This window comes from Enterobacter cloacae complex sp. 277I4 (assembly GCF_050031465.1).
GTDB classification, from domain to species: Bacteria; Pseudomonadota; Gammaproteobacteria; order Enterobacterales; family Enterobacteriaceae; genus Enterobacter; species Enterobacter cloacae.
This window is the reverse complement of record NZ_JBLGWC010000001.1, coordinates 2,515,446-2,537,719: the sequence shown is the minus strand read 5'-3', so window position 1 is coordinate 2,537,719 and position 22,274 is coordinate 2,515,446. Positions and strand designations below refer to the sequence as shown.

The 22,274-nt window shown below is 56.1% G+C and carries 20 protein-coding genes; 7 read left to right on the top strand and 13 right to left on the bottom strand.

Annotated elements, in window-relative coordinates:
• Window positions 1-13 precede the first annotated feature (13 nt).
• Window positions 14-1,015, top strand: coding sequence for a transcriptional regulator FtrA (gene ftrA / locus ACQG19_RS12395; RefSeq protein ID WP_047024898.1), 1,002 nt, complete (start codon window positions 14-16; stop codon window positions 1,013-1,015).
• A 158-nt stretch (window positions 1,016-1,173) separates the two neighbouring features.
• On the opposite strand, the gene ACQG19_RS12390 is transcribed toward ftrA, so the two are convergent.
• Window positions 1,174-1,536 (bottom strand): hypothetical protein, encoded by a 363-nt coding sequence (locus ACQG19_RS12390; RefSeq protein WP_023619540.1) that lies wholly within the window; start codon window positions 1,534-1,536, stop codon window positions 1,174-1,176.
• 250 nt (window positions 1,537-1,786) lie between these two features.
• Here ACQG19_RS12390 and ACQG19_RS12385 point away from each other — a divergent pair, with 250 nt between their 5' ends.
• A complete protein-coding gene (locus ACQG19_RS12385) occupies window positions 1,787-2,017 on the top strand; it encodes a DUF2554 family protein (protein WP_095907808.1) in 231 nt (76 codons plus the stop codon).
• Here ACQG19_RS12385 and ACQG19_RS12380 read toward each other — a convergent pair whose 3' ends face one another.
• A complete protein-coding gene (locus ACQG19_RS12380) occupies window positions 2,018-3,982 on the bottom strand; it encodes a peptidase U32 family protein (RefSeq protein ID WP_038419401.1) in 1,965 nt (654 codons plus the stop codon). It lies immediately after the preceding gene.
• A gap of 80 nt (window positions 3,983-4,062) precedes the next feature.
• A complete protein-coding gene (locus tag ACQG19_RS12375; protein WP_013096643.1) occupies window positions 4,063-4,590 on the bottom strand; it encodes a helix-turn-helix domain-containing protein in 528 nt (175 codons plus the stop codon).
• Here ACQG19_RS12375 and ACQG19_RS12370 point away from each other — a divergent pair.
• Entirely contained in the window at window positions 4,487-5,848 is a 1,362-nt protein-coding gene (locus ACQG19_RS12370) for a benzoate/H(+) symporter BenE family transporter (RefSeq protein ID WP_308937182.1), read from the top strand. The genes ACQG19_RS12375 and ACQG19_RS12370 overlap by 104 nt on opposite strands.
• Here ACQG19_RS12370 and ACQG19_RS12365 read toward each other — a convergent pair.
• Entirely contained in the window at window positions 5,828-6,700 is an 873-nt protein-coding gene (locus tag ACQG19_RS12365; protein WP_013096645.1) for a helix-turn-helix domain-containing protein, read from the bottom strand. The genes ACQG19_RS12370 and ACQG19_RS12365 overlap by 21 nt on opposite strands.
• Before the next feature lie 175 nt (window positions 6,701-6,875).
• Between ACQG19_RS12365 and ACQG19_RS12360 the strand changes: the two genes are divergently transcribed.
• Window positions 6,876-7,772, top strand: coding sequence for a DMT family transporter (locus ACQG19_RS12360; protein ID WP_246931799.1), 897 nt, complete (start codon window positions 6,876-6,878; stop codon window positions 7,770-7,772).
• A gap of 32 nt (window positions 7,773-7,804) precedes the next feature.
• Here ACQG19_RS12360 and ACQG19_RS12355 read toward each other — a convergent pair whose 3' ends face one another.
• Window positions 7,805-8,479, bottom strand: a complete 675-nt coding sequence (locus tag ACQG19_RS12355) for a DUF3313 domain-containing protein (RefSeq protein WP_129251665.1) — start codon at window positions 8,477-8,479, stop codon at window positions 7,805-7,807.
• A gap of 134 nt (window positions 8,480-8,613) precedes the next feature.
• The gene (locus ACQG19_RS12350) at window positions 8,614-10,209 is read right to left on the bottom strand and encodes an ABC transporter substrate-binding protein (protein ID WP_246931910.1); all 1,596 of its coding nucleotides are present in this window, start codon (window positions 10,207-10,209) and stop codon (window positions 8,614-8,616) included.
• Between the two features lie 110 nt (window positions 10,210-10,319).
• Between ACQG19_RS12350 and pepT the strand changes: the two genes are divergently transcribed.
• Window positions 10,320-11,549: a peptidase T gene (gene pepT, locus ACQG19_RS12345; protein WP_062934437.1), complete on the top strand. Its 1,230-nt coding sequence runs from the start codon at window positions 10,320-10,322 to the stop codon at window positions 11,547-11,549.
• On the opposite strand, the gene tehB is transcribed toward pepT, so the two are convergent.
• Window positions 11,546-12,139 carry a tellurite resistance methyltransferase TehB gene (gene tehB, locus ACQG19_RS12340; protein WP_013096650.1) on the bottom strand — a complete coding sequence of 198 codons (594 nt, stop codon included), beginning with the start codon at window positions 12,137-12,139 and terminating at the stop codon, window positions 11,546-11,548. The genes pepT and tehB overlap by 4 nt on opposite strands.
• The gene (gene tehA, locus ACQG19_RS12335; RefSeq protein ID WP_246931801.1) at window positions 12,139-13,140 is read right to left on the bottom strand and encodes a dicarboxylate transporter/tellurite-resistance protein TehA; all 1,002 of its coding nucleotides are present in this window, start codon (window positions 13,138-13,140) and stop codon (window positions 12,139-12,141) included. Before tehA ends, tehB begins: the two co-directional genes overlap by 1 nt.
• A 122-nt stretch (window positions 13,141-13,262) precedes the next feature.
• Between tehA and ydcK the strand changes: the two genes are divergently transcribed.
• A complete protein-coding gene (gene ydcK, locus ACQG19_RS12330) occupies window positions 13,263-14,243 on the top strand; it encodes a YdcK family protein (protein ID WP_246931803.1) in 981 nt (326 codons plus the stop codon).
• Between the two features lie 138 nt (window positions 14,244-14,381).
• Here the strand turns inward: ydcK and ACQG19_RS12325 are convergent, their stop codons facing one another.
• The 3 genes from ACQG19_RS12325 to ACQG19_RS12315 form a co-directional block, all read right to left on the bottom strand.
• A complete protein-coding gene (locus ACQG19_RS12325; protein ID WP_013096654.1) occupies window positions 14,382-16,037 on the bottom strand; it encodes a glucan biosynthesis protein D in 1,656 nt (551 codons plus the stop codon).
• Between the two features lie 243 nt (window positions 16,038-16,280).
• Window positions 16,281-17,054: an ABC transporter substrate-binding protein gene (locus ACQG19_RS12320; protein WP_014831878.1), complete on the bottom strand. Its 774-nt coding sequence runs from the start codon at window positions 17,052-17,054 to the stop codon at window positions 16,281-16,283.
• 10 nt (window positions 17,055-17,064) lie between these two features.
• Window positions 17,065-18,234 (bottom strand): pyridoxal phosphate-dependent aminotransferase, encoded by a 1,170-nt coding sequence (locus tag ACQG19_RS12315; protein ID WP_038419387.1) that lies wholly within the window; start codon window positions 18,232-18,234, stop codon window positions 17,065-17,067.
• Window positions 18,235-18,347: 113 nt separating this feature from the next.
• Here ACQG19_RS12315 and ACQG19_RS12310 point away from each other — a divergent pair, with 113 nt between their 5' ends.
• Entirely contained in the window at window positions 18,348-19,190 is an 843-nt protein-coding gene (locus tag ACQG19_RS12310) for a LysR family transcriptional regulator (RefSeq protein ID WP_222168382.1), read from the top strand.
• Here ACQG19_RS12310 and ACQG19_RS12305 read toward each other — a convergent pair.
• Together ACQG19_RS12305 and hglS are read right to left on the bottom strand one after the other, a co-directional pair.
• Window positions 19,177-20,682, bottom strand: a complete 1,506-nt coding sequence (locus ACQG19_RS12305; protein ID WP_246931806.1) for a carboxylesterase/lipase family protein — start codon at window positions 20,680-20,682, stop codon at window positions 19,177-19,179. The genes ACQG19_RS12310 and ACQG19_RS12305 overlap by 14 nt on opposite strands.
• A 42-nt stretch (window positions 20,683-20,724) precedes the next feature.
• The gene (hglS, locus tag ACQG19_RS12300) at window positions 20,725-22,068 is read right to left on the bottom strand and encodes a 2-oxoadipate dioxygenase/decarboxylase HglS (RefSeq protein ID WP_020688588.1); all 1,344 of its coding nucleotides are present in this window, start codon (window positions 22,066-22,068) and stop codon (window positions 20,725-20,727) included.
• Window positions 22,069-22,274: the final 206 nt, after the last annotated feature.

Sequence of the window (22,274 nt, the reverse complement as noted above, 5' to 3'; positions counted from 1 at the left end):
AATGCGTCCGCTTATGCCAGAAAACAGCAAAAAGATGACAAACTTAAGACAGGTTTCCCGCCCGCAGGTGGTGGTACTGGCCTATGACGGTTTGTGTACCTTTGAATTTGGCGTGGCGGTGGAAATCTTCGGTTTGCCACGTCCCGAGCTGGGCGACGAATGGTATCGTTTTGCGGTGGCGGGCATTGATGACGGTGAGCTTCGGGCAACCGGTGGGATCCGCATCCTGACCGACGGGGGGCTTGATCTGCTGGAGTCGGCAGACCTGATCGTTGTGCCGGGCTGGCGAGGGATGGATGCGCCTGTTCCCGCGGCGCTCTGCGAGGCCTTACGCCGGGCCAATGCGCGCGGTTGCCAGCTGCTTTCTATCTGTTCCGGGGTGTTTGTTCTGGCCGCGTCGGGTTTGCTGAACGGGCGTAAAGCCACCACCCACTGGCGCTATATTGAGGCGCTGAAAGCCCGTTATCCGGCGATCGGCGTGGTCGAGGATGTGTTGTATCAGGATGAAGGCGATATTCTGACCTCTGCAGGAAGCGCGGCAGGCATCGATCTCTGTTTGCACGTGGTGCGACGGGATTACGGTATGGAAACCGCCAACAGCGTCGCGCGCCGTCTGGTGATCCCTCCCCACCGGGATGGCTCCCAGCCGCAGCAGCTGAGTCGCCCGGTGGCACAGCTGCGGGAGAGCCAGCGTCTGGGACAGTTGTTCGACTTCCTGCACAACCACCTGAGCATTTCTCACAGCGTGGATTCGCTGGCGCGTCGCGTCGGCATGAGCCAGCGCACCTTTCTGCGCCGCTTTCAGGCTGCCACAGGCACCACGCCTGCGCGCTGGCTGCTTAATGAACGACTCCTGCGGGCAAAAGATTATCTGGAGAGCAGCCGTCTCAGCATCGACAGCATTGCTGAACAAACCGGATTTGGACAGGCAGCGACCCTGCGTCACCATTTCCGCCAGCAGTTCGCGCTTTCCCCTGCCCAGTACCGTAAACAGTTTGCCCGCCCGCCACGCTGATGGCCGGTTCGCAGGCAAAAAAAAACCGCCATAATCTGGCGGTAAATGCTTGCATGGATAGATTTGTATTTTCATGTCTACGTCCCGACACTCCATGCCGGGCAGCGGATCAATAACAACCTAACATGCCTGAACTCAACAAAAGCTAAACAGAGCCATTAACCCGCTTTGGTATTAATTTGCAGGTAGCGCATCAGGCCCTGTTCCGCGCTCTGTTTTGCATCATCGTTAATCGCTTCCAGATAGAATGGACGCGAGACGCCATACGGTGCTTTATCTGCTGAGAAAACAGCAAACTGGAATGTTTTACTTTTCGACGGATTGGTACACCCTAATTCCCAACGCTCGTCATCAATTTGCTTGCTATTACACGCCACGCGTCCGTAGTCGCTGGTTAAATAAGAACCGACCCGAGCTTCCGCTGACTGAATATAATCCGGTTCGCCACTCCAGTTAACGTTCATACCTACAACAGCCCCAACGGCAACCACCAGAAGCGCTATTGACATGACTTTTTTCATTGAATCAGATCCATTCCTTTGTCAGAGAAATCTTATTATATAAGATTAATCCTTAAACCTCTGCCATATTTTGATACCAAATTTTAGGGTATGACAAAGATAATTCTTTTTTAGGAAAAATCTCACTACGCGCAAAATATATCCTGTTCGCGCAACATGACATATTCTTTGCGCTAATTTGAAAATGCCAATAATAACCCTACGAAACTACGTTCATGCTAGCGTGGCATTTTTATTGAAGGGGAAGTCCATGTTCAAAAAGGGGTTAACGCTTATGATGCTGGTCTGCGCCCTGTTTTCCGGCCAACTGATGGCAGGACACAAAGGCCATGAATATTTGTGGGTTAAGAATGTCGATCATCAACTCCGGCACGAGGCAGACAGTGATGAATTACGCAGCGCAGCGGAGAAATCAGCGGAGGGTTTGCGCGAACATCACCTGTGGCAAAAATCGCGCAAACCGGGTACTCACTTTCGTTAATTAATTACCCTTACGTTTCGGCAGGGTTTTCATCAGTTCGTCGGGGCTCACGGAGGCAACAATACTGCCCGGTGGCGGCATTTTGAAAATATGGTTTTTCATTTTACCAATAACGTGCATTTCACACGGACGACAATCAAATTTGAGGGTCAGCACCTCGTCGCCATTCACCAGCTGCATTGGCGTAGCTTTCCAGCTCTTAATATTGCCTTTCGCCTGTTTCGGGCAAAGATTAAAGGCAAAACGCAGACAATGTTTGGTGATCATCACCGGCACATCACCCTTCTCTTCGTGCGCCTCATAGGCAGCATCAATTAACTGCACGCCGTGGCGATGATAAAACTCGCGCGCTTTATGGTTATACACGTTCGCCAGGAACGATAAATGAGACTCGGGGTAAACGGGCGCTGGCACGGTTTCCGCCTTACGGCTGCCGCGGGGATAATTCGCCAGTCGCGCGTCATCCAGCATCTCTGCCGTTTCCCGGCGGAACTGGTTCAGCAGACTATTTGGCACGAACAGCGCATCCGGCAGATTTACCGCAATGTTGCGCGCATAGTAAATGGTCTGTCCCAGCTTCGCCACGCCATCCTTCAGGCTGTTGAGGGCTTTTTCTGCATTGTTCGCCACCTCAAACAGACCGTCGAGAGTATGCGTGACGCTGATGCCGTCTTCACAGGTCATGGTCAGGATCAACTGCTCTTCCCAGCCACCTAACTCGATATCCACCGCAATGCGACGCTCGCTGGAGGTTTTCAGCAGCGCCTGCTGCCAGTTGTGGTCAAGGTTACGGTTCAGCGCGGCGTTAGGACGTGCTTTATAGAGATCGGCAGGCATCTCGTTTGGCCAGACGCGATAGCGGTTTTCACCAGTCTTTTCCACCGTATTAGCACGGAAGCCCACGACTTCACGTTTGATCATCACGTTCAGACCATCCCCGTTCGCCAGCGGTTCGGTTACCGACACGTCGAGATAATCTTTGGCGACCTTCAGCACTTCACCCACCGGTAAACCGATAAACTTCGGTGAATCAAACGCGCCAATATCGCCTTTACGGGCATTGACGAAGTAGTCCGTGCTGCCGCGGTGGAAGGTTTTATCCGTCGACGGAATAAAGAAATGCTCGGTGCGACCGGCAGACGCGCGCGCCAGGTCACCGCGATCTTCAATAATGGCGTCCAGCATCTGACGATAATGGGCGGTAATGTTCTTCACGTAGCTCATGTCTTTGTAGCGCCCTTCAATCTTGAAGGAACGCACACCGGCATCAATCAGCGCGCCCAGGTTGGCGGTTTGATCGTTGTCCTTCATGGACAGCAGGTGTTTTTCGAACGCGACCACGCGGCCCTGATCGTCTTTCAGGGTATACGGCAGACGGCATGCCTGAGAGCAGTCACCGCGGTTGGCGCTGCGGCCAGTCTGCGCGTGGGAGATATTGCACTGCCCGGAATACGCCACGCACAGCGCACCGTGGATAAAGAACTCAATGGTGGCATCCGTCGCCTGGTGAATATCGCGGATTTGATTCAGGTTCAGCTCGCGCGCCAGCACGATCTGGGAAAAGCCCGCATCGGAGAGAAACTTCGCCTTCTCGACGGTGCGAATATCGCACTGGGTACTGGCGTGCAGTTCAATTGGCGGAATATCCAGCTCCAGTACGCCCATGTCCTGAACAATCAGGGCATCCACGCCGGTCTGGTAGAGATCGGTGATCAGACGTTGCGCAGGCTCCAGTTCATCATCATGCAGAATGGTGTTCAGGGTCACGAACACTTTCGCCCCAAAACGGTGGGCGAACGGCACCAGCTCGGCAATATCGCTCAGGCTGTTGCTGGCGTTATGGCGGGCACCGAAGCCAGGACCGCCAATGTAGACGGCATCAGCCCCATGAAGGATCGCTTCACGGGCGATGGCGGCATCGCGGGCCGGGCTTAATAGTTCAAGATGATGGGATTGCAGGCGCATACTTCGTCGTTATCCGTTATGGTCAAAATGGCGGCTATTGTAGTCAGAAGTATGCATCAGCGAAACAGTTTTGCGAGCCTTTAGCGGGGATAATGAATCAGGGAGTGAAAATGCACCGGTCGGCTGCTGCTGTTGCGGTAGGCATGCGGTTTATCCCCGGCAAAACGCACGCCCTGATCGGGGTAAAGGGTTCGCCATTCGCCGTCAATTTTCATCTCCAGTTCACCGCTTATCACCACCACGTGTTCAATCACCCCCGCCTCGTGCGGCGTGGATTCACTCAGTGCACCGGGCGCCAGGATGATGGAGAAATGATCGAACTTCAGCGTCTCATCCCACGGGAACAGCGGCTTCACCACCATCGCCTGCTGCTGCGGGTCGAACACCGCCTGCCGGTCTGCCTCCGGCGTGATAAACGCCGAGAACGGGACGTTTAGCCCCGTGGCAATTTTCCACAGCGTCGACACCGTTGGGCTGGATTCATTACGCTCGATCTGTCCCAGCATGGCTTTTGACACCCCCGTCTCTTCTGCCAGCTTTGACAGGCTCCAGCCGCGCGCCTGGCGCTGCGTCTTGAGTGTTGTAGCAAGATGTTGTGTGATTTCCATGTTTCCTCCCGAGGGGGTAAGCATACCACTTGTACGCTATAACGCACAGTGCTACCTTATTGCGGACGTTATAACGCACAACGGAGATATTATGCGCCAGTCAGCCCCTCTTTTTCCCGCCATTCTTGCCGGATTTGTTGCCGTTCTGGTCGGTTATGCCAGCTCGGCCGCCATCATCTGGCAGGCTGCTGCTGCCGCAGGTGCCAGCGCACAGCAGATCGCCGGCTGGATGACCGCACTGGGGTTCGGCATGGGGATCAGCACGCTCGCCCTGTCATGGTGGTATAAAGCCCCGGTGCTCACCGCCTGGTCAACCCCCGGCGCGGCGCTGCTGGCTACCAGTCTGCACGGGATAACGCTTGCAGAAACCATCGGCATTTTCATTTTCGCCAATGGGCTGATCTTACTGTGCGGCCTGACCGGACTCTTCGCCCGCCTGATGAAACTCATTCCCCATTCGCTTGCCGCCGCGATGCTGGCAGGCGTATTGCTGCGCTTTGGCCTGCAGACGTTCAGTCACCTCGACGGCCATTTTCTGCTGTGCGGCAGCATGATTGCGGCATGGCTGGTCGCCAAAGCGCTGGCGCCACGCTACGCCATTGTGGCGACTCTGATAACAGGGAGCGTGGTGGCCTGGGCGGGCGGTGACGTTGTCACAAACCGACTCACCCTTTCCCTCGTCATGCCCCAGTTCATTGCACCTGCGTTTAACCTCACCAGCCTGGTCAGTATCGGCTTGCCCTTTTTCCTCGTGACCATGGCGTCGCAAAATGCGCCCGGTGTCGCCACGATGAAAGCGTCGGGCTATCCACTGGCGGTATCTCCACTGATGATCGCGACCGGCGGGCTGGCGCTGCTGCTTTCGCCCTTCGGCGTCTACTCCATCTGCATTGCAGCCATTACCGCAGCCATTTGCCAGAGCCCGGATGCGCATCCGGATGCCAGTAAACGCTGGCTGGCAGCGATGGCGGCAGGCGGTTTTTATCTGCTGGCGGGCGTATTCGGGGGATCCCTTACCGGGCTGATGGCGGCCCTGCCGCCGAGCTGGATCCAGACGCTGGCAGGCCTGGCGCTGCTGGGCACCATCAGCGGGAGTTTGTATCAGGCATTGCATAACGAAACGGAGCGTGACGCGGCGATTGTCACGTTTTTGATGACCGCCAGCGGCGTGACGCTGCTCGGGATTGGCTCTGCATTCTGGGGGCTGGTGCTGGGAGGCGTGTGCTTCGCCGTTTTATCACGCTTTCGCCGCGCGTAGCTGTGAAGGCGTCATCCCCATCACGCTGCGAAAGCGGTTGCTGAAGTGGCTGGCAGAGTTAAATCCACAGGCGAGTGCAATATCCGTCAGCGGCGTCGCCGTATGCTGCACCAGCGTTTTGGCTTTCTCCATGCGGCGCTGCATCACGTACTGGTGCGGTGCCAGCCCCGTCGACTGACGGAACATGCGGGCAAAATGGTACTCACTGAGCGCGGCCTGCGCCGCCAGTTCAGCCAGCGTGAGCGGTTGAGCAAGGTTCTCTTCGATAAAGGCCAGCACGTTGCGCAGTACAAACGGCGATAGCCCGCCGGTGACCACCGGCAGTTTCCACTGCACATTCGAATAGTTCTGCAGCAGATGGGTCAGCAGCAGCGTCGAGGCCGTGCTGAGCGTCAGCTGGTTGGCTTTTTGCTGCCAGTCACAGCCGAGCAAAAACTGACGATAGAGCGCAGTGATTTTTGCATCGCTGCCAAAGATTTTTTCATCCAGCGTCAACGACAGCGGGCGTTTGTCCCAGATTTTTTCACCCACATCGCGCAGATGGTCATCGGTGCAGTAGAGGTGGACAAACGACAGGTCATCGCGAATATCCCACGTCGATTCACTCTCTTTCGGCATCAGACAAAAACGATCCGGCCCGCCGCCGTTTTTCCAGCCGCCCGGCGTTTTTTGATAGCTCTCATAACCGTCCGCCACGTACAGGCTCAGGGTGTGATGATTGCTTTTTACGGTGATCGTGTCGCGCTTGTTGTACCACGCCGCCAGCTGGATACCGGAATTAAGCGCAACGGTTTCCCGCAGCACGGCGTTCTGTTGGCGTAGCGTTTCAAAGGTATCGTAAGCGTGTGACATAACCGTTAGCGCGTCTGTGAATCAGAATGTCAGTCTAAGAATTGTTGCTTCACGTTGCCAGACCCCGGAACAGAAAAAAGCGCAAGATTTTGCAAGTCCGCCGCAGGACGGTGAAAGCCTGTCAACGCCCTCGTCGCCATACTGTGGGTTTCCGTGGTTTGAGAAGAGAGACAACATGAACGCATTGTTATACGGACTGGTGGTGGTTATCTGGGGAACCACCTGGATTGCAATTTTCCTGCAGCAGGGTTCTGTGGCGGCCCCGGTGTCCATTTTCTGGCGTTTTGCGCTGGCCAGCGCCACGATGATTGTGGTGCTCCTGGCGCTTGGTCGCCTGCGTAAACTGGCGCTGCGGGATCATCTGTTCTGCGTGCTGCAAGGATGCTGCGTGTTTTGCTTCAACTTCTGGTGCTTTTACACAGCAGCGGCGCATATTAACACTGGCCTGGAGTCGGTGATATTTTCCATGGCGGTGCTCTATAACGCCATCAACAGTTTTATTTTCTTCGGACAGCGTCCACCCGCGCGTTTCTGGACAGCCGCCGCCCTGGGTCTGGTGGGGATCATCACCCTCTTCTGGGACGATCTGCTGGCCAGCGGCTGGAGCGTATCGCTGCTGACGGGCATTGGCCTTTCCGCACTCGGGACCTACGGCTTCTCGCTGGGCAACATGATCAGCATGCGGCATCAGCGCAGAGGGCTAGAGACGATGACCACCAATGCGTGGGCGATGCTCTACGGCACGCTGGTGATGGGCTGCATCGCGCTGTTCAGAGGCGACAGCTTCGCGCCGCAATGGACGATGAGCTACATGGGAGCGCTGGTCTATCTGGCCCTGTTTGGTTCGGTGATTGCCTTTGGCGCCTACTTCACCCTGGTCGGACGCATTGGTCCGGGCAAAGCGGCCTACAGTACCCTGCTCTTCCCGCTGGTGGCGCTGTCCATCTCCACGGTGTATGAAGGCTACGTCTGGCACATTAACGGCATTATCGGGTTACTGCTGATTCTGGGCGGGAATATGGTGATGTTTACCAGACCGGAAACCTGGTTCAGACACCTGCGTACGGCATAAAAAAACGGCCTGCGCTTGCAGGCCGTATATGATTATTTCGCTGTTTTATGCACATCAAACATGGTGGCGTCCGTCGCCATGTCATCAACAACCTGCTTCAGCGTCGCGAAGGTCATTGGTGAATTTTCGTTGTTCAGCTCTTTACCTTCACCTTTACGAACAACCTTGATTACCGGTTTGTTCGTCGCCGCATCAATCAACTCACCCTCGAAATAGAGATGGGTATCCATGGTGCGATGGCCGGTTGCCATCTGCGTACCTGCCACCACCAGCGCAACAGGCACCACTTCATAGAACTGCAAACCTTCTTTCTGCGAGCTCACCCCAGTGATCGCCCCGCGGAAAATCAGGCTGTGTTTGCCCGGCGTCGTCACAATTGGCTTGCGTTGGCCAATCGCGGTTTTCATTTTGTTATTGGTGTAATTTAACAGCTCATCAAGCGTACGTTGACCAATCTGGGTGGTCGGTTTAGGTGCCGGATAATAGGTAATCGGCGTCCAGATGATACTGTCGTAATTTGCTTCGTTATAAGAAGGATCGACCCAACGCAGGGTTGGTTTACCCGTTGCGGATGTCGTTTGCTGCAAGCCTGAGTAATCTTTCAAAAAGCCGGAGTATTGTTCAGGCGCGGCGACCTTGGATGAACACCCCGCCAGCGCCAACAGACCAGAAAGCACTGCAACTTTAAAAAAAGTGTGAGTACGCATGATGGTTTTCCATGTTATCTGCAAGTATGCATTTGAAGTTATAGCAAAAGTCAGGCGGGTTTGTTGTGACAAAAAATGATGCCGGGAGCACAATTTGCGAAAAGTCTGCCCGCCATGCGACGGGCAGTGAAAAATCATGGTTTGATATCAACCTGCCAGAAGATATGTTTGCCAAACGGGTCGATTTCGTACCCCGTGACTTCCTTACGAACCGGTTCAAAAATCGTGGAATGCGCGATCATCACCGCGGGCATCTGATCGTGCATCATCTGCTGAGCCTGCTTATAAAGCGCCACGCGTTTGTCATGATCGGTTATCGATTTTGCCTCGGCGATGATGTCATCAAACGGCTTGTAGCACCATTTGGCCGAGTTTGAACCGCCGTTCGCCGAGGTGCAGGTAAAGAGCGGACCAAAGAAGTTGTCCGGATCGCCGGTCGCCGTGGTCCAGCCCATCAGCGCGGCCTGATGTTCGCCGCCCTTCACTCGCTTCAGGTACTCGCCCCATTCGTAGGTAACGATTTTGGTCTGTACGCCCACCTTCGCCCAGTCCGCCTGAATCATCTCCGCCATGCGTTTCGCATTCGGGTTATAGGGGCGCTGCACCGGCATCGCCCATAAATCGATGCTGATACCGTTGGCAAAACCGGCCTCTTTTAACAGCGCTTTGGCTTTTTCGGGATCGTATTCGTAATCCTTCAGCTCGCTGTCGGCCCCCCATACCCCCGGCGGCAGCAGGTTCTTCGCCGCCGTGCCAGTGCCGTGGAACACGGCGTCAATAATGGCCGGTTTGTTGATGGCCATCGCCAGCGCCTGGCGCACTTTCACATTATCCAGCGGAGGCTTCTGGGTATTGAACGCCAGGAAGCCGGTATTCAGCCCCGCCTTGCTCATGAGATTGATATCCTTGTTCGCCTTCATCCGCGGCAGATCGGCCGGGTTCGGGAACGGCATCACCTGACATTCGTTTTTCTCGATTTTGGCAAAACGGACCGACGCATCCGGCGTAATGGTAAACACCAGCCGATCCAGCTTCGATTTCCCCTGCCAGTAGTCCGGGAAGGGGGTGAACAGGATGCGGGAGTCTTTCTGGTATTGCGCCAGTTTAAAGGGGCCGGTGCCGATGGGCTCCATGTCCACCTTCTCCGGCGTGCCCGCCTTGAGCATCGCGTCGGCATATTCCGCCGAAAGAATGGAGGCAAAATACCACGCCAGATCGGCGACAAATGGCGCTTCCGGGTGCGCCAGGGTAAAGCGCACGGTATGGTCATCCACTTTATCAATCGCGGTGATTAAACTGCCAAACTCCAGGCTTTCGAAGTTGGAATAGCTGCCGTTAGAGACGTTATGGTAAGGATGATTCGCATCCTTCTGGCGCATAAACGAGAAAATCACATCATCGGCATTAAAGTCGCGCGTTGGCGTAAAGGACTTATTGCTCTGGAATTTCACCCCTTTGCGCAGATGGAAGGTATAGACCTTGCCGTCATCGCTCACCTCCCAGCGCTCCGCGAGGCTCGGCACCAGCTCCGTGGTGCCGGGTTTGAAATCGACCAGCCGGTTATAGACCGGCACCGCGCTGGCGTCCACGCTGGTACCCGAGGTATATAACTGAGGATTAAAATTTTCCGGAGACCCTTCGGAGCAATACACCAGCGTTTTCGCAGCTACGGTGGAACTGACCGTAAGCGCAGCGAGTGCCAGGGTTAACGTTGTGAGTTTGCTTTTCATCATTTATTCCTGTCTTTTAATTCGACGGCTAATTAATTCTTTTGCCATTTCATAAATAACATTAAAGTGAGGGAGCAAACACCCGAAAAATAAATAAGGAAGAAAACACTATGGGCTCGCCGCTTTCCAGACAATTAACGCAACGCTTTTTCCGTTATCTCGCCATCACCAGCCAGAGCGATGCAAAAGTCAGCACTCTCCCTTCCACTCCGGGCCAGCATGAGATGGCGCGGGAACTGGCGAAAGAGCTGACACAGCTGGGCTTAGACGACATTGTCATCGATGAATTTGCCACGGTCACCGCGGTAAAAAAAGGCAATGTGCCCGGCGCGCCGCGGATTGGATTTATTACCCATATTGATACCGTTGACGTGGGATTATCACCGGATATTCATCCACAAATATTAACCTTTAATGGTGAAGACCTCTGTCTGAATAAAGAGAAAGAGATCTGGCTTCGCGTCAATGAGCACCCGGAAATTCTGGCCTATCCCGGCGAAGAGATTATTTTCAGCGATGGAACCAGCGTATTAGGCGCAGATAATAAAGCCGCCGTGACCGTGGTGATGACCCTGCTGGAAAACCTGACGTCGGCGCATCAGCATGGGGATATCGTGGTTGCGTTTGTGCCGGATGAGGAGATTGGCCTGAAGGGGGCAAAAGCGCTGGATCTGAAGCGCTTCGACGTTGATTTTGCCTGGACGATTGACTGCTGCGAGCTGGGCGAAATTGTCTATGAAAACTTTAACGCGGCGGCGGCAGAAATCCGTTTTACCGGCGTCACCGCGCACCCCATGTCAGCCAAAGGCGTGCTGGTGAACCCGCTGCTGATGGCGACGGATTTCATTAACCATTTTGACCGCCAGCAAACCCCGGAGTGCACCGAGGGGCGTGAGGGCTATATCTGGTTTAACGGCATTCAGGCCGGGCAAAACGAGGCCGTACTGAGAGCGAATATCCGCGACTTCGATCAGGCAAGCTTTGCCGCCCGTAAGCGGCAGATTGCCGACGTCGCGGCGCTGATTGCCGCCCGACACCCCACCGCAAAGGTGGAGTACCAGATTGAGGATACCTACAGCAATATCAGCAATGCGATTGGGGAAGATCGCCGGGCCATAGACCTGATGTTTGCGGCAATGGAATCCCTTGGGATCACCCCCAAACCCACCCCGATGCGCGGCGGAACAGACGGCGCGGCGCTTTCAGCCAAAGGGTTGTTAACCCCGAACTTCTTCACCGGCGCGCACAATTTCCACTCACGGTTTGAGTTTCTGCCGCTGTCGTCGTTCGAGGCCTCTTACCACACAGCCCTGCAACTCTGTCTGCTGGCCGCCCGTTAAGCGGGTTTACGTGCCAGCAGGGTCGCGAAGCGCAATTTGATGCGGTTGCCGTTCTCGTCGGTGCGATGCAGTTCGCCGGGATCTTCGTTGTACTTAAGCAGATCCCAGCCTTCGTAATAGTGGCTCAGTTCGCCGGTTTTGAATGCAAACGGGAAGCCGACGGTACAAGGGTAATCCGCGGTATCCATGGCGGCCACAATCAGGTTGTAACCGCCCGGTTTCGTGCAGCGCTGCATATTGGCGATCAAACCAGGGATGGTTTTCGCTTCAAGGAACATCAGCACCACGGTGGAGAGAATGAAATCGTATTCCCCGTCAAAGCTCAGGCTGTTCAGGTCTTTGATCGCCGTCTGCAGATTCGCTATGCCTTCCGCCGCTTTAATGCGTTCGATGTTATCGATGCTCATGGGGTTTTTATCCCACGCCGTCACATCGTAACCGTTAGCGGCCAGATAGAGGCTGTTGCGGCCATTGCCGCAGCCGAGATCGAGCGTTTTACCGGGCTTAACGATCTCTGCGCTGTACAGCACCTCTGAATGGGTACGGGTGAGTCCATATTTCTCGGTGAAGTAGTTTTCGTCGACAGCCATTATTGTTCCTCAGATTGCATAAGCCGTGCTTTCTCAGTGCGCACCAGAAGTTTGCCCTGTATCAGCAGGATGAATGTACGAACCAACAGCATCCCAATGATGAAGTTAGTGAAGATAAAGAGCGGCACGGCAATGGCGTGGAAAAAGCCTGACGCGCTGCTGTGCCCCAGATGCAGACCGGTGGTTGCCAGTGCCGACACGCCAAACGAGAAGCTCCAGAACGATGCGTTAAACGGCTGAGACATATACCACGGCAACAGACGCAACATAAACAGCAGTTGCAACAGGCCATAACCGAACAGCATTTTGGCAAAGGTATCGGCTTCCCCGCCGTTGACGCTAATCCAGGCGCTGCAGGCCACCAGCGCCGGGGCCAGTTGAATACCCAGCGACGTACGCAGTGCGGTGGGCAGTTCACCCGCGCTGCGAAGGCGCTGGAGAATAACCGGTTCCAGGCTGAGCCAGGAAAAGACACCTGCGCCGAGGAAGACTAACCCTGCATCGTTAAACCCCAGCGCACCACACGCCATCGCGCTGATAAAATTGTTTGCCACCGTAGGCAGATATAACCCCGGCGTTGTCGCCTCCTGAGGATGGTTACCGCGCCATAGCCCGGCGCTTTGCCAGGCGGCATAGGCAAGCTGCACCACCACGCCCACGGCAAATAACACCAGCGAAACCGGGCGGTACCAGGGGACAAACCCAATGGCAACCAGCATCGTGGTGGCCGGAAAAAGGCTGACAAAGCTGCTCATTACCGGGTGTCGCATTTCCGCCAGCACGCTATGCGGGAAACGCACCGCGCGCGTAATAAACGCCACCGTCAGTAAAAACCAACATACCACCGCAAGGGCAACCAACCCCTCACCCGGCCAGCGCGTAACCGGCCAGAGGGTGCTGGCGTATCGCCAGGCGAACCCCATGCCGATAATGCCAAGGACCATGCCAAAATAACCTGCGGGCAGGTTAAGTACCTGCCGGGTTTCGTCATTTTTATTCATTAATTTTAAATTTTAAAATGTATTTGAAATGCCATTTTAAGGTGTTTCCGCCTCGGATGCCAGCACAACGCAAAGCTGAAAGTTTGCTACGTTTAGTGAAGACGCTCACCAGGGATAACACGATGAAAAAGTATCGGCTCAGCGATGAAACCCGGCTCTGGCACTGGAAAAACGGCGAAACGCCCCACTCGGCTACGTTAAAGCAGATTATCGCCACGACAGATTTTAATGACGTCGCCGCCGGGACGAAAGGCGGCTGGATTGAGGATGAACGCACCTTGTCTCAGGAGGGGAACTGCTGGATCTACGACGAAAACAGCGTGGTCTTCGCCGGTGCGACCGTCTCCGGTAATGCCCGTCTGACCCTGCCGTGCGTCGTCAGCGACCATGCCCATATTAGCGGCAACAGCTGGCTGGACGGGGCAAACGTGAGCCATGGGGCGCGAATAAGTGACAACGTCACCATCCAGAACTCCACCGTACGGGGGGAATGCCATATTTTTGGTGATGCCCGGGTGCTGCATAACAGCATGATTATCGCCGCCAAAGGCTTAACCCCAGACCAGGAGCAGATCCTTAAAATCTACGACAACGCGACCGTCAGCCAGTCGCGCGTGGTGCATCAGGCGCAAATCTACGGCGAGGCCATCGTCAATTATGCGTTTATCGAGCACCGTGCCGAGGTGTTCGACAAGGCCATTCTTGAAGGGAACGATATCAATAACGTCTGGGTCTGCGACTGCGCAAAAGTGTACGGCAACGCGCGCCTGATTGCCGGATTCGACGACGATGCCATCCCTACCGTGCGCTACAGCTCTCAGGTGGCTGAGAATGCGGTGGTGGAAGGCAACTGCGTAATTAAGCACCACGTGCTGATTGGCGGTCAGGCGTGGCTACGCGGGGGGCCGATCATGATTGATGATAAGGTCGTGATTCAGGGACGGGCGCGGATAAGCGGCGACGTACTGATTGAGCACCACGTTGAAATCACCGACGATGCCGTCATTGAGGCTTTCGACGGCGACAGCATTCATCTGCGCGGCGAAAAAGTAGTTAACGGCGAGAGTCGAATCACCCGCACGCCTCTGCTGGGCGCGCTATAGGGGGAAGATACCGGGATAATTTCGGATTTTGCTGCGGTTATTGCCCCTCACCCCAGCCCTCACCCAAAGGGAGAGGGGGCCGTCTGTGCAGGCATTATTTGTGGGGATCCCTCTCCCAAAGGGAGAGGGAATCGATCGTTAACGCATTACCCGGTCGTCAACGTAATTACGTTTGTCCGGCGCTGGCGGGAAATACTGATACAGCCAGGTTTCACTGATGGCATCGCCCTGACAGCGCAGGAACAGGCGCATGTCCACCGGCTCCGTCGAATCGGACGTTGGGTACCAGTCAAACAGAATGCGGTATCCGTCAAACGGCTCAACGTAGAGGATTTCCACCTGCTTCGCTTCACCGCTGGAGAGCGTAATCACCGGCTCAATCCCCTTCGGCGCGGCCGCTTTCAGATCGCCGCCGACAAAGTCGATGGCGAAGCGGCGGGCCCACACTTTCGGGTAGTGTTCACCTGGCGCCCAGCCTTCCGGGAAGCCACCCATACCGGTACGCGTCGCGAAGACGTTGGCCAGCGGGGAACGTACCGGCGGCATGGCACTCCAGTACAGGCGATATTTGAAGTCCAGCTCATCGCCCGCTTTGACCGCTTTTTCCGGCTGCCAGAAGCAAACCACGTTATCCAGCGTTTCACCCGTGGTCGGGATCTCCATCAGGCCAACCGCACCTTTACCCCAGTCGTTACGCGGCTCCACCCACAGGCTTGGGCGTTTGTTATACCAGCCCATCACGTCCTGATAGTGGGAGAAATCCCGGTCAAGCTGCAGCAAACCAAACCCTTTCGGGTTTTTATCGACAAAGGCATTGAACTGCAATTTCTGCGGGTTGTTCAGCGGACGGCAGATCCACTCGCCGTTACCGCGCCACATGGCCAGACGGTCAGAGTCATGGATCTGCGGATGAATGGTGTCGCACATACGGCGCTCGTTATTGCCGCAGCTGAACATACTGGTCATCGGCGCGATACCGAGCTGTTTGATGTCTTTACGCGCATAGAGATGGTTTTCCACCTCCATGATCACCTGGCTCTTCTCGCAGTGGATCACGAACTTATAGGCACCGGTAATGCTTGGGCTGTCCAGCAGCGTATAGACGGTAAAGGTGGTGTCGCCCGGTTTGACGGTTTCAAACCAGAAGGCCGTGAAATCAGGAAACTCTTCCGGCGTGTCGGTAAAGGTGTCCACCGCCAGACCACGCGCCGACAGGCCGTACTGGTAAGTGTCATCCACCGCACGGAAATAGCTCGCGCCGAGGAAAGAGACAATATCGCGACGCGCCAGCTCAGGTGCTTTGAAGGCGCGGAAGCCAGCAAAACCGAGGTCGCTCTGCCCTTCCAGCTGTTTGGTATCTACCCCGGTATCCCCGTAGCTGAACAGCTCCGGGCGGAAGTGGATCTCACGCGCCTGGGAGGTCGACTGGTCCAGGGAGAACATCCGCACGCGGCGGCGGAAGCCCATCCCCATGTGGAAGAACTGCACGTCAAGCTGACGGCCTTCAATGTTGTTCCACAGGGACTGCTTTTCATCGTACCGGATGGCGTTATAGGCCTGCGGCGTCATGGTTGCCAGCGTTTCCGGCAGCGGACGCGGCGCACCACCCCACGGGGTTTTCGCCAGGTCATGGGCCATGGATTGCAGTACGGAGAAGTCAAAACGACGGCTCTGGCCATCGGCGATGTCAGAGTCAGCGGCATAGGCCGCTCTGGAGAACAGTGAAGCAAGGCCAGAAGTGCCGCTCAGGGCTGCCATTGCCAGCGAACCTTGTAAAAAACGTCTGCGATTCATGCCTGGAAAAACGTCCTTATGGTCGTGTGAATGTGTTTCGCGCTCGGCGAAATGACGGCAAGAAAGAACGCACAGCCTAAACAAAAATGGTTAAGAATCCAATTGTTGGCCGGTGATTATATGAGCAAAGTGAGAAATATTTTCTGTCGACCAGAACGGCCCGAAAGTGGTGTAAAGAAAGCCTGGAAAGTGTGAAGAAAAATGCCCCGGTGCGACATCGACAACCGGGGCGAAATGAGGTGGTTATTTTACGCTGACATCGATACCCGGGAAGTACTTATCAGCGAGTTTTGCGATCGTGCCGTCGGCACGAACTTTATCAATCGCGGCATCAAGCTGCTTTTTGGTGGCCTCATCCCCTTTGCGCAGCCCAAAGCCGATTCCACTGCCGAGGATGGTGTCGTCAGACACCGGTTTGCCGATAAAGCCAAACCCTTTCCCCTGCGGCTTGCTCAGGAACCCTGCCTGCCCGGCCGCGGACATCACCAGCGAGGCGTCGATGCGGCCATTCAGCAAATCGCCCCACGCCATATTCTGATCTTTATACGACACTACGGTGACACCCTGCTTTTCCCAGTGCTCTTTGGCATAGGTTTCCTGAATGGAACCCTGCAACACGCCAATGGTTTTGCCCTTCAGCCCTTCAGGTGTCGCCTCTACTGCGGTTCCGGCCTTGCCCACTAACTGCGAGGGGATGCGGTAGATAGGTTGGGTAAAATCAATACTTTTGCGCCGCTGTTCGGTGATGTTCATCGCCGAGTTGATGGCATCAAATTTCTTCGCCACCAGTCCCGGAATCAACGCATCAAAGGATGTTTCCACCCAGGTGCATTTCAGCGCTGCGGCTTTGCAAATGGCATTCCCCAATTCAACGTCAAACCCTTCCAGCTCGCCGGAGGCATTGCGGCTCTCAAACGGTGGGTATTCCGCTTCCAGCCCGTACCGCAGTTCGGTGGCCGCGAATGACGAAAACGTACACAGCAGTCCCATGCCGACAACTAACGCGCGTAATTTCATCTCAAACTCCTTAGCGTGGTTTAACCCGACACAGGGCCTGGGCACCTGCCCGTAACGTCGCCTCATCTTTGGCAAAAGAGAGACGAATCAATTTATTGTCCGTACCATCCGTATAGAAAGCGGACAGCGGAATGGTCGCGACACCGCACTCAACGATCAGCCGTTTCACCATCTCGCTGTCGGACTCGTCGCTGAATGGGCTGTAATCTGCCAGCAGGAAGAACGAGCCCGCGCTCGGCAGCAGTTTAAACGGCGACTCAGCCAGCAGAGTTTGCAGCAGATCGCGCTTGCGCTGATAAAACGTCGCCAGCGACAGCCAGGTTTGCGGATCGGTCATATGTTCGGCAAACGCATGCTGCATTGGCGTATCGGCAGAAAACATCAAAAATTGATGCACTTTACAAATCTCTTCCATCAGTGCCGCCGGTGCAACACAGTACCCCACGCGCCATCCGGTAACGTGATAGGTTTTTCCGAAGGAAGAGATAATGACGCTACGCTCCGCCAACTGAGGGTGTGTGGCCATACCGTGGTGCGGCTCATCGTCAAAAACGACGTGCTCGTACACTTCGTCAGACAAAATAATGATATCGGTATTGCGCGTCACGGCCACCAGCTGCTGCAGGTCATTCGCGGAGAACACCTGCCCGCTTGGATTATGTGGCGTGTTGATGATGATCATACGCGTTTTGGGGGTGATGGCCGCGCGGACCTCATCCCAGTTCACGGCAAAATCCGGCACCGTGAGTTTGATGGCGACCGGGGTGGCGCCCTGAAGGCGAACAATCGGCGCGTAGCTATCAAATGACGGTTCGAAGTAGATCACCTCATCGCCCGGATGCACCAGCCCGCTGATGGCGGAATAGAGCCCCTGGCTGGCACTGGCGGTAACCAGCACCTCGCGCCCCGGGTCATACGTGGTGCCGTAAAGGGTGGCAATTTTCTCCGCGATACGCTCTTTCAAAGGCTGCAGGCCGGTCATCGCGGCATACTGGTTATGCCCTGCCTCCATTGCGCGGGTTACGCCCGCAATCAGTTTCGGGTCGCAGGAAAAATTCGGTGCGCCCTGAGAAAGATTGATGGCGTTGTGCTGAGCAGAAAGCTGGCCGATTACGGTAAAAATGGTGGTACCCACATCCGGTAATTTGGAACGGGTTTGTACCGCGGTCTTCAGGGTCATCATTTATCCTTCTCATAGGGATTGCATAACTATTCAAACAACAACGCCGTTGCCGGGACAATCGAATTGTTGTCATAATAGCCATGAGAAAAATGCATAGCTGAGGTGTTTTTATGTCGCGCCGTTCGCTCCCGCTCAATGCCATCGACGCCTTCCTGGTGACCGCGCGTCACCTGAATCTCACCCATGCCGCCAGAGAGCTTTGTCTGACTCAGGGGGCCGTGAGCCGTAAAATCGCCGCTCTGGAAGCGTGGTTTGGCTTTCCGCTGTTTGAGCGCCACGCGCGCGGGTTGCGCCTCTCTTCCCAGGGCAGCGCCCTGCTGCCGGAGCTACAATCCGCTTTCGAACAGATGCTGAACGTGGCCGATCGGGCCCGCGCCCAGCATACGGTGATCCGGCTTAAAGCGCCCACCTGCGCCATGCGCTGGCTGGTGCCGCGCCTGCTGGAGGTAGAGCGCGAACAGCCCGATCTGCAAATCGCGTTGACCACCACCACCGATCATAACGTCAACTTTAAAACCGAATCCTACGACGCCGCCATCGTGTTTGGCACGCACATGAGCGCGGGCGATCTGCTGTTCGAAGAGGCGTTAACTCCGGTGCTCAGCCCGCTGCGGGCGGGGACCGGACTGGGTTCATTGACCTTTCTTCACCCGACACGGGATAAAACCGACTGGTCACTGTGGCTGGCGAAACAGGAGGAGCCGGGCGTTGTTATGCACAAAAATCAACACTTCGACACGATGGATCTCGCCATTACGGCGGCCATTCAGGGGCTGGGCGTCGCCATCGCCGATGAAACGCTGGTGGAAGAGGACATCCGCGCAGGAAGGCTGGTGCGGCCTTTTGCGACCAGTATCAAAACCGGTGCGAGCTACCGGCTGGTGCTGCGCGAAGCGCCAGGCACGGAAAACGGCCTGGCCGCGTTTCGCGCCTGTTTGCTTAATCGAGGTTAACGTGGTGCTTCATCACCCGTTTGAAGAGGCTCATGCGGGCGCGCATAAAGCGGTTTTCAAGCTTAAAACCTGCATGCTTATTCACACCAATGCGTAACAGGACGTCGCGCCCTTTACGGCAGGCTGGCCAGTGCGTCGGCCCAGGCAGGCTGTCACGATGCCCCGCATCGCGGGCAAAACTCACCCAGTAGTCGGCCACGTGGGCGGCGAACTGTACATCACGCGCGTTCACATACTGCCGTGAAGGTTCCACCTCTCCGAGCGTATCAAACACATACGGCACCTCGTTGCCGTGCCAGGCACCGTTGATATAGGTGGCGTGCTCCGCTTCGGCCACATAGTCAAACCAGTAGCGCCAGCACGGCGCGCCGACGCGCTGCTGGGCCTGCATCACCACATAGCCCATGGTGGTGAACGCCATATCCCGGCACACCTGCCTTCCCAGCTCTTCATCGCCTTTCACGCCTGGATAGAGCAGCTTGATCAGCCCCAGACCAAAGCGCCGCTCCCGGCGGAGCTTCTGAATTTGTCCGGCGAGATCGATGCCAAACACCGCCATTACGCTCGCCTCGTCGCTGTTGGAGCCAATCATGATGGGGACAGGCTGCTGACGGGCGGCGAAGAAGACGTCCAGCATCGGCTCCGGGAGAACACAATCTCCGGCAACAGGGGCCGGGGCGATATTCAGCGGTGCCGTTAACGGCCAGAACGACTCAGGTGGAATAGCACGCAACTGCTCCGCTGTCGCGTTCTCCAGCCCAAAATGCGCGGCCAGCGCTTCCCCTTTTCGCAGGGCCTGCTCGCGCGGGGTATCCGGCAAGGTATAGCCACTTTGCACAATCGCTTTATGAAATAACCCTTTCGCCAGCGGCGAGGCCAGCAGCGACAACACGCTGCGTGCGCCAGCTGATTCACCAAACAGCGTGACGTTTTCGGGATTGCCCCCAAAGGCGGCGATATTGTCCCGCACCCATTCGAGGGCGGCGATCTGATCCAGCAGGGCAAAATTATGCACCACGCGATCTTCTTCCCCCTCCAGCGCAGGATGGGCGAAAAAGCCGAGATGACCAAGACGGTAATTGAGGGTGACCACCACCACGCCGCGTTCCGCCAGCGCCCTGCCGTTATAGGGCGGTAACCCACCCGCGCCGAGCGTGAACCCACCACCGTGCAGCCAGACCATCACCGGCAGCGGCTCAACGCGGTCAACGGGTGACCACACGTTTAGATAAAGACAATCCTCTGAAAACTGTCCGGGATCCCCGCCGCCCAGCTCCTGGCAATATTCGCTGCTTTGCCAGCTTGAGGCGGAAAACGCCGTTGCCGTGCGAACCCCATCCCAGCGTTCGGGCGGTCGCGGTGAGCGCCAGCGCCAGTTGCCAACGGGCGGTGCGGCGTAGGGAATGCCGTACCACGCCTGAACAGTATTATCCGTAAAACCAGCCAGTGCGCCGTAGCGCGTTTCAACCACAGGGGCGGAGGGATATTGCATAACTACCTTCTTTTTCCATCACACCCCTGAAGAGTAACGATTTCAGAGCAAACCGCAACGCTGTTTGCTGCGGGTTTCCGCCTCCTCGTACAGTGCGAACTCGTCATAGACCGGGCAGCCCAGCGCCGCTTCGAAGGCATCCCGGCTGGCGTTACCGTGGCTGCGCGCCTGGGTTTCATTCCCGAGATTGGACTGGAAAATCCCTGCGGCGCTGACCGGCAGGAAATCTTCGTAGGTGATCGGCTGGGCAACCACCCACCCGCGTTCAATTAACGGCTGCGGATCGTCGCCCGGACGAAACGCATGACGATGCGCTTCACCCGCTGGCGTCAGGCGATAGCGGAAATACGCCAGCTCCTGTCGGCGCATCATCAGCTCGCTGTCCGGGAAGGCGCTGAACACTTCACGCAGATGAAGCTGATGGGTCAGGTTGTCTTTACCGGTGCCGGACTCGGCGAGCAAACTGTCATAAAGCTCGCGACCTTTCGGCGTCAACGCCACCCCGCGCTGTTCAATTTCACCAAAGCGCGCGGTATGGGTGCCTTTATGTTCCCCGGCAAACAGCACCGGCTCTTCCAGCGCCTTGAAGCTGGTCTGACGCAATAACACCGGCACCTCGCGGCGCGGCGGCCCTTCAATCAGAATTTTGGGTTCAATGCCGTACTTCGGCATCAGCTCCTGCACCCGGTCAATATCCAGCGTGCGTGGCGTAAGGTGGTTGATGTGGCATCCCGGGAAACAGACCACATCCGCAATCAGGCGATGCTCATTATGCAGCGCCAGATAGGTCTCCTGATCGACCGTCGCATGACGGTGCCAGCGGAAGGTTTCTAACGCTTCCTGAACAAACTCCCGCGCCTGCGCCTCGGTGAACGCCCCTTCTTTTTCATGCAGTTCGATGAGCGCCAGGCAGCGCGGCGTAAAGATGTTGCGGTGAGAGAGGATCTCCGCCGCCCGCTCGCGCAGGGCAACGTTCTCAATCAACTCAAGGCGCAGCAGTGAGGTAAAGATACGAAACGGGTTACGGCACAGCGCCGCATCATCCACCGGGCGAAATGCCGTCGAGTGAACCGGAACGCCCGCCTGAGAGAGATCATAGTAGCTGACCGGGTACATGCCCATGATGGCAAACATACGACGCAGGGTAGAAAGCTCTTTTGCGGTGCCCACGCGGATAGCCCCGTGACGCTCCACATTCAGGCGCGCCAGCTCATCTGCATTCGCCAGTTGTTCATGTAAGAGTGGATTGTTTTCCAGAACCGCCAGGTTTACGTCCGCGACCAGCTCAAGCAAGGTGCCGTACTGCGGAACTTCCTGCTGGTACATCGCCGACATAGCCTGCGAAAAATGTTCCCGAATATCATCAGCCGTGATGGTGTTCGCCATGGTGTCATGCCTCCAGTGAATATTACCTGGAGTGTAGAGAAACCCGTTCCTTCCGGGGGGAAGAATTTACGATTTGTGATCTTACGACGACAGTGGTCAAACCGTGTGCTGCCCGAACCTGTCGCGGCCGTACCAGGCCCCCTTCCTTTCCCCCCGGCCCGTCGTCCAGGAGTTTCCTTATAATTAATGATTATTCTGTTTTCTAG

What these genes read in the sequence shown, in the direction of transcription:
- ACQG19_RS12305 (WP_246931806.1), bottom strand. Translation starts at nt 20,682, where the DNA reads ATGCAATATCCCTCCGCCCCTGTGGTTGAAACGCGCTACGGCGCACTG.
- ACQG19_RS12315 (WP_038419387.1), bottom strand. Translation starts at nt 18,234, where the DNA reads ATGACCCTGAAGACCGCGGTACAAACCCGTTCCAAATTACCGGATGTG.
- ACQG19_RS12350 (WP_246931910.1), bottom strand. Translation starts at nt 10,209, where the DNA reads ATGAAAAGCAAACTCACAACGTTAACCCTGGCACTCGCTGCGCTTACG.
- ACQG19_RS12370 (WP_308937182.1), top strand. Translation starts at nt 4,487, where the DNA reads ATGGCTTTTGACACCCCCGTCTCTTCTGCCAGCTTTGACAGGCTCCAG.
- ACQG19_RS12375 (WP_013096643.1), bottom strand. Translation starts at nt 4,590, where the DNA reads ATGGAAATCACACAACATCTTGCTACAACACTCAAGACGCAGCGCCAG.
- ACQG19_RS12355 (WP_129251665.1), bottom strand. Translation starts at nt 8,479, where the DNA reads ATGCGTACTCACACTTTTTTTAAAGTTGCAGTGCTTTCTGGTCTGTTG.
- hglS (WP_020688588.1), bottom strand. Translation starts at nt 22,068, where the DNA reads ATGGCGAACACCATCACGGCTGATGATATTCGGGAACATTTTTCGCAG.
- ACQG19_RS12385 (WP_095907808.1), top strand. Translation starts at nt 1,787, where the DNA reads ATGTTCAAAAAGGGGTTAACGCTTATGATGCTGGTCTGCGCCCTGTTT.
- ACQG19_RS12365 (WP_013096645.1), bottom strand. Translation starts at nt 6,700, where the DNA reads ATGTCACACGCTTACGATACCTTTGAAACGCTACGCCAACAGAACGCC.
- ACQG19_RS12310 (WP_222168382.1), top strand. Translation starts at nt 18,348, where the DNA reads ATGTCGCGCCGTTCGCTCCCGCTCAATGCCATCGACGCCTTCCTGGTG.
- ACQG19_RS12325 (WP_013096654.1), bottom strand. Translation starts at nt 16,037, where the DNA reads ATGAATCGCAGACGTTTTTTACAAGGTTCGCTGGCAATGGCAGCCCTG.
- ACQG19_RS12360 (WP_246931799.1), top strand. Translation starts at nt 6,876, where the DNA reads ATGAACGCATTGTTATACGGACTGGTGGTGGTTATCTGGGGAACCACC.
- ACQG19_RS12380 (WP_038419401.1), bottom strand. Translation starts at nt 3,982, where the DNA reads ATGCGCCTGCAATCCCATCATCTTGAACTATTAAGCCCGGCCCGCGAT.
- ftrA (WP_047024898.1), top strand. Translation starts at nt 14, where the DNA reads ATGCCAGAAAACAGCAAAAAGATGACAAACTTAAGACAGGTTTCCCGC.
- ACQG19_RS12320 (WP_014831878.1), bottom strand. Translation starts at nt 17,054, where the DNA reads ATGAAATTACGCGCGTTAGTTGTCGGCATGGGACTGCTGTGTACGTTT.
- tehA (WP_246931801.1), bottom strand. Translation starts at nt 13,140, where the DNA reads ATGAATAAAAATGACGAAACCCGGCAGGTACTTAACCTGCCCGCAGGT.
- ACQG19_RS12390 (WP_023619540.1), bottom strand. Translation starts at nt 1,536, where the DNA reads ATGAAAAAAGTCATGTCAATAGCGCTTCTGGTGGTTGCCGTTGGGGCT.
- pepT (WP_062934437.1), top strand. Translation starts at nt 10,320, where the DNA reads ATGGGCTCGCCGCTTTCCAGACAATTAACGCAACGCTTTTTCCGTTAT.
- ydcK (WP_246931803.1), top strand. Translation starts at nt 13,263, where the DNA reads ATGAAAAAGTATCGGCTCAGCGATGAAACCCGGCTCTGGCACTGGAAA.
- tehB (WP_013096650.1), bottom strand. Translation starts at nt 12,139, where the DNA reads ATGGCTGTCGACGAAAACTACTTCACCGAGAAATATGGACTCACCCGT.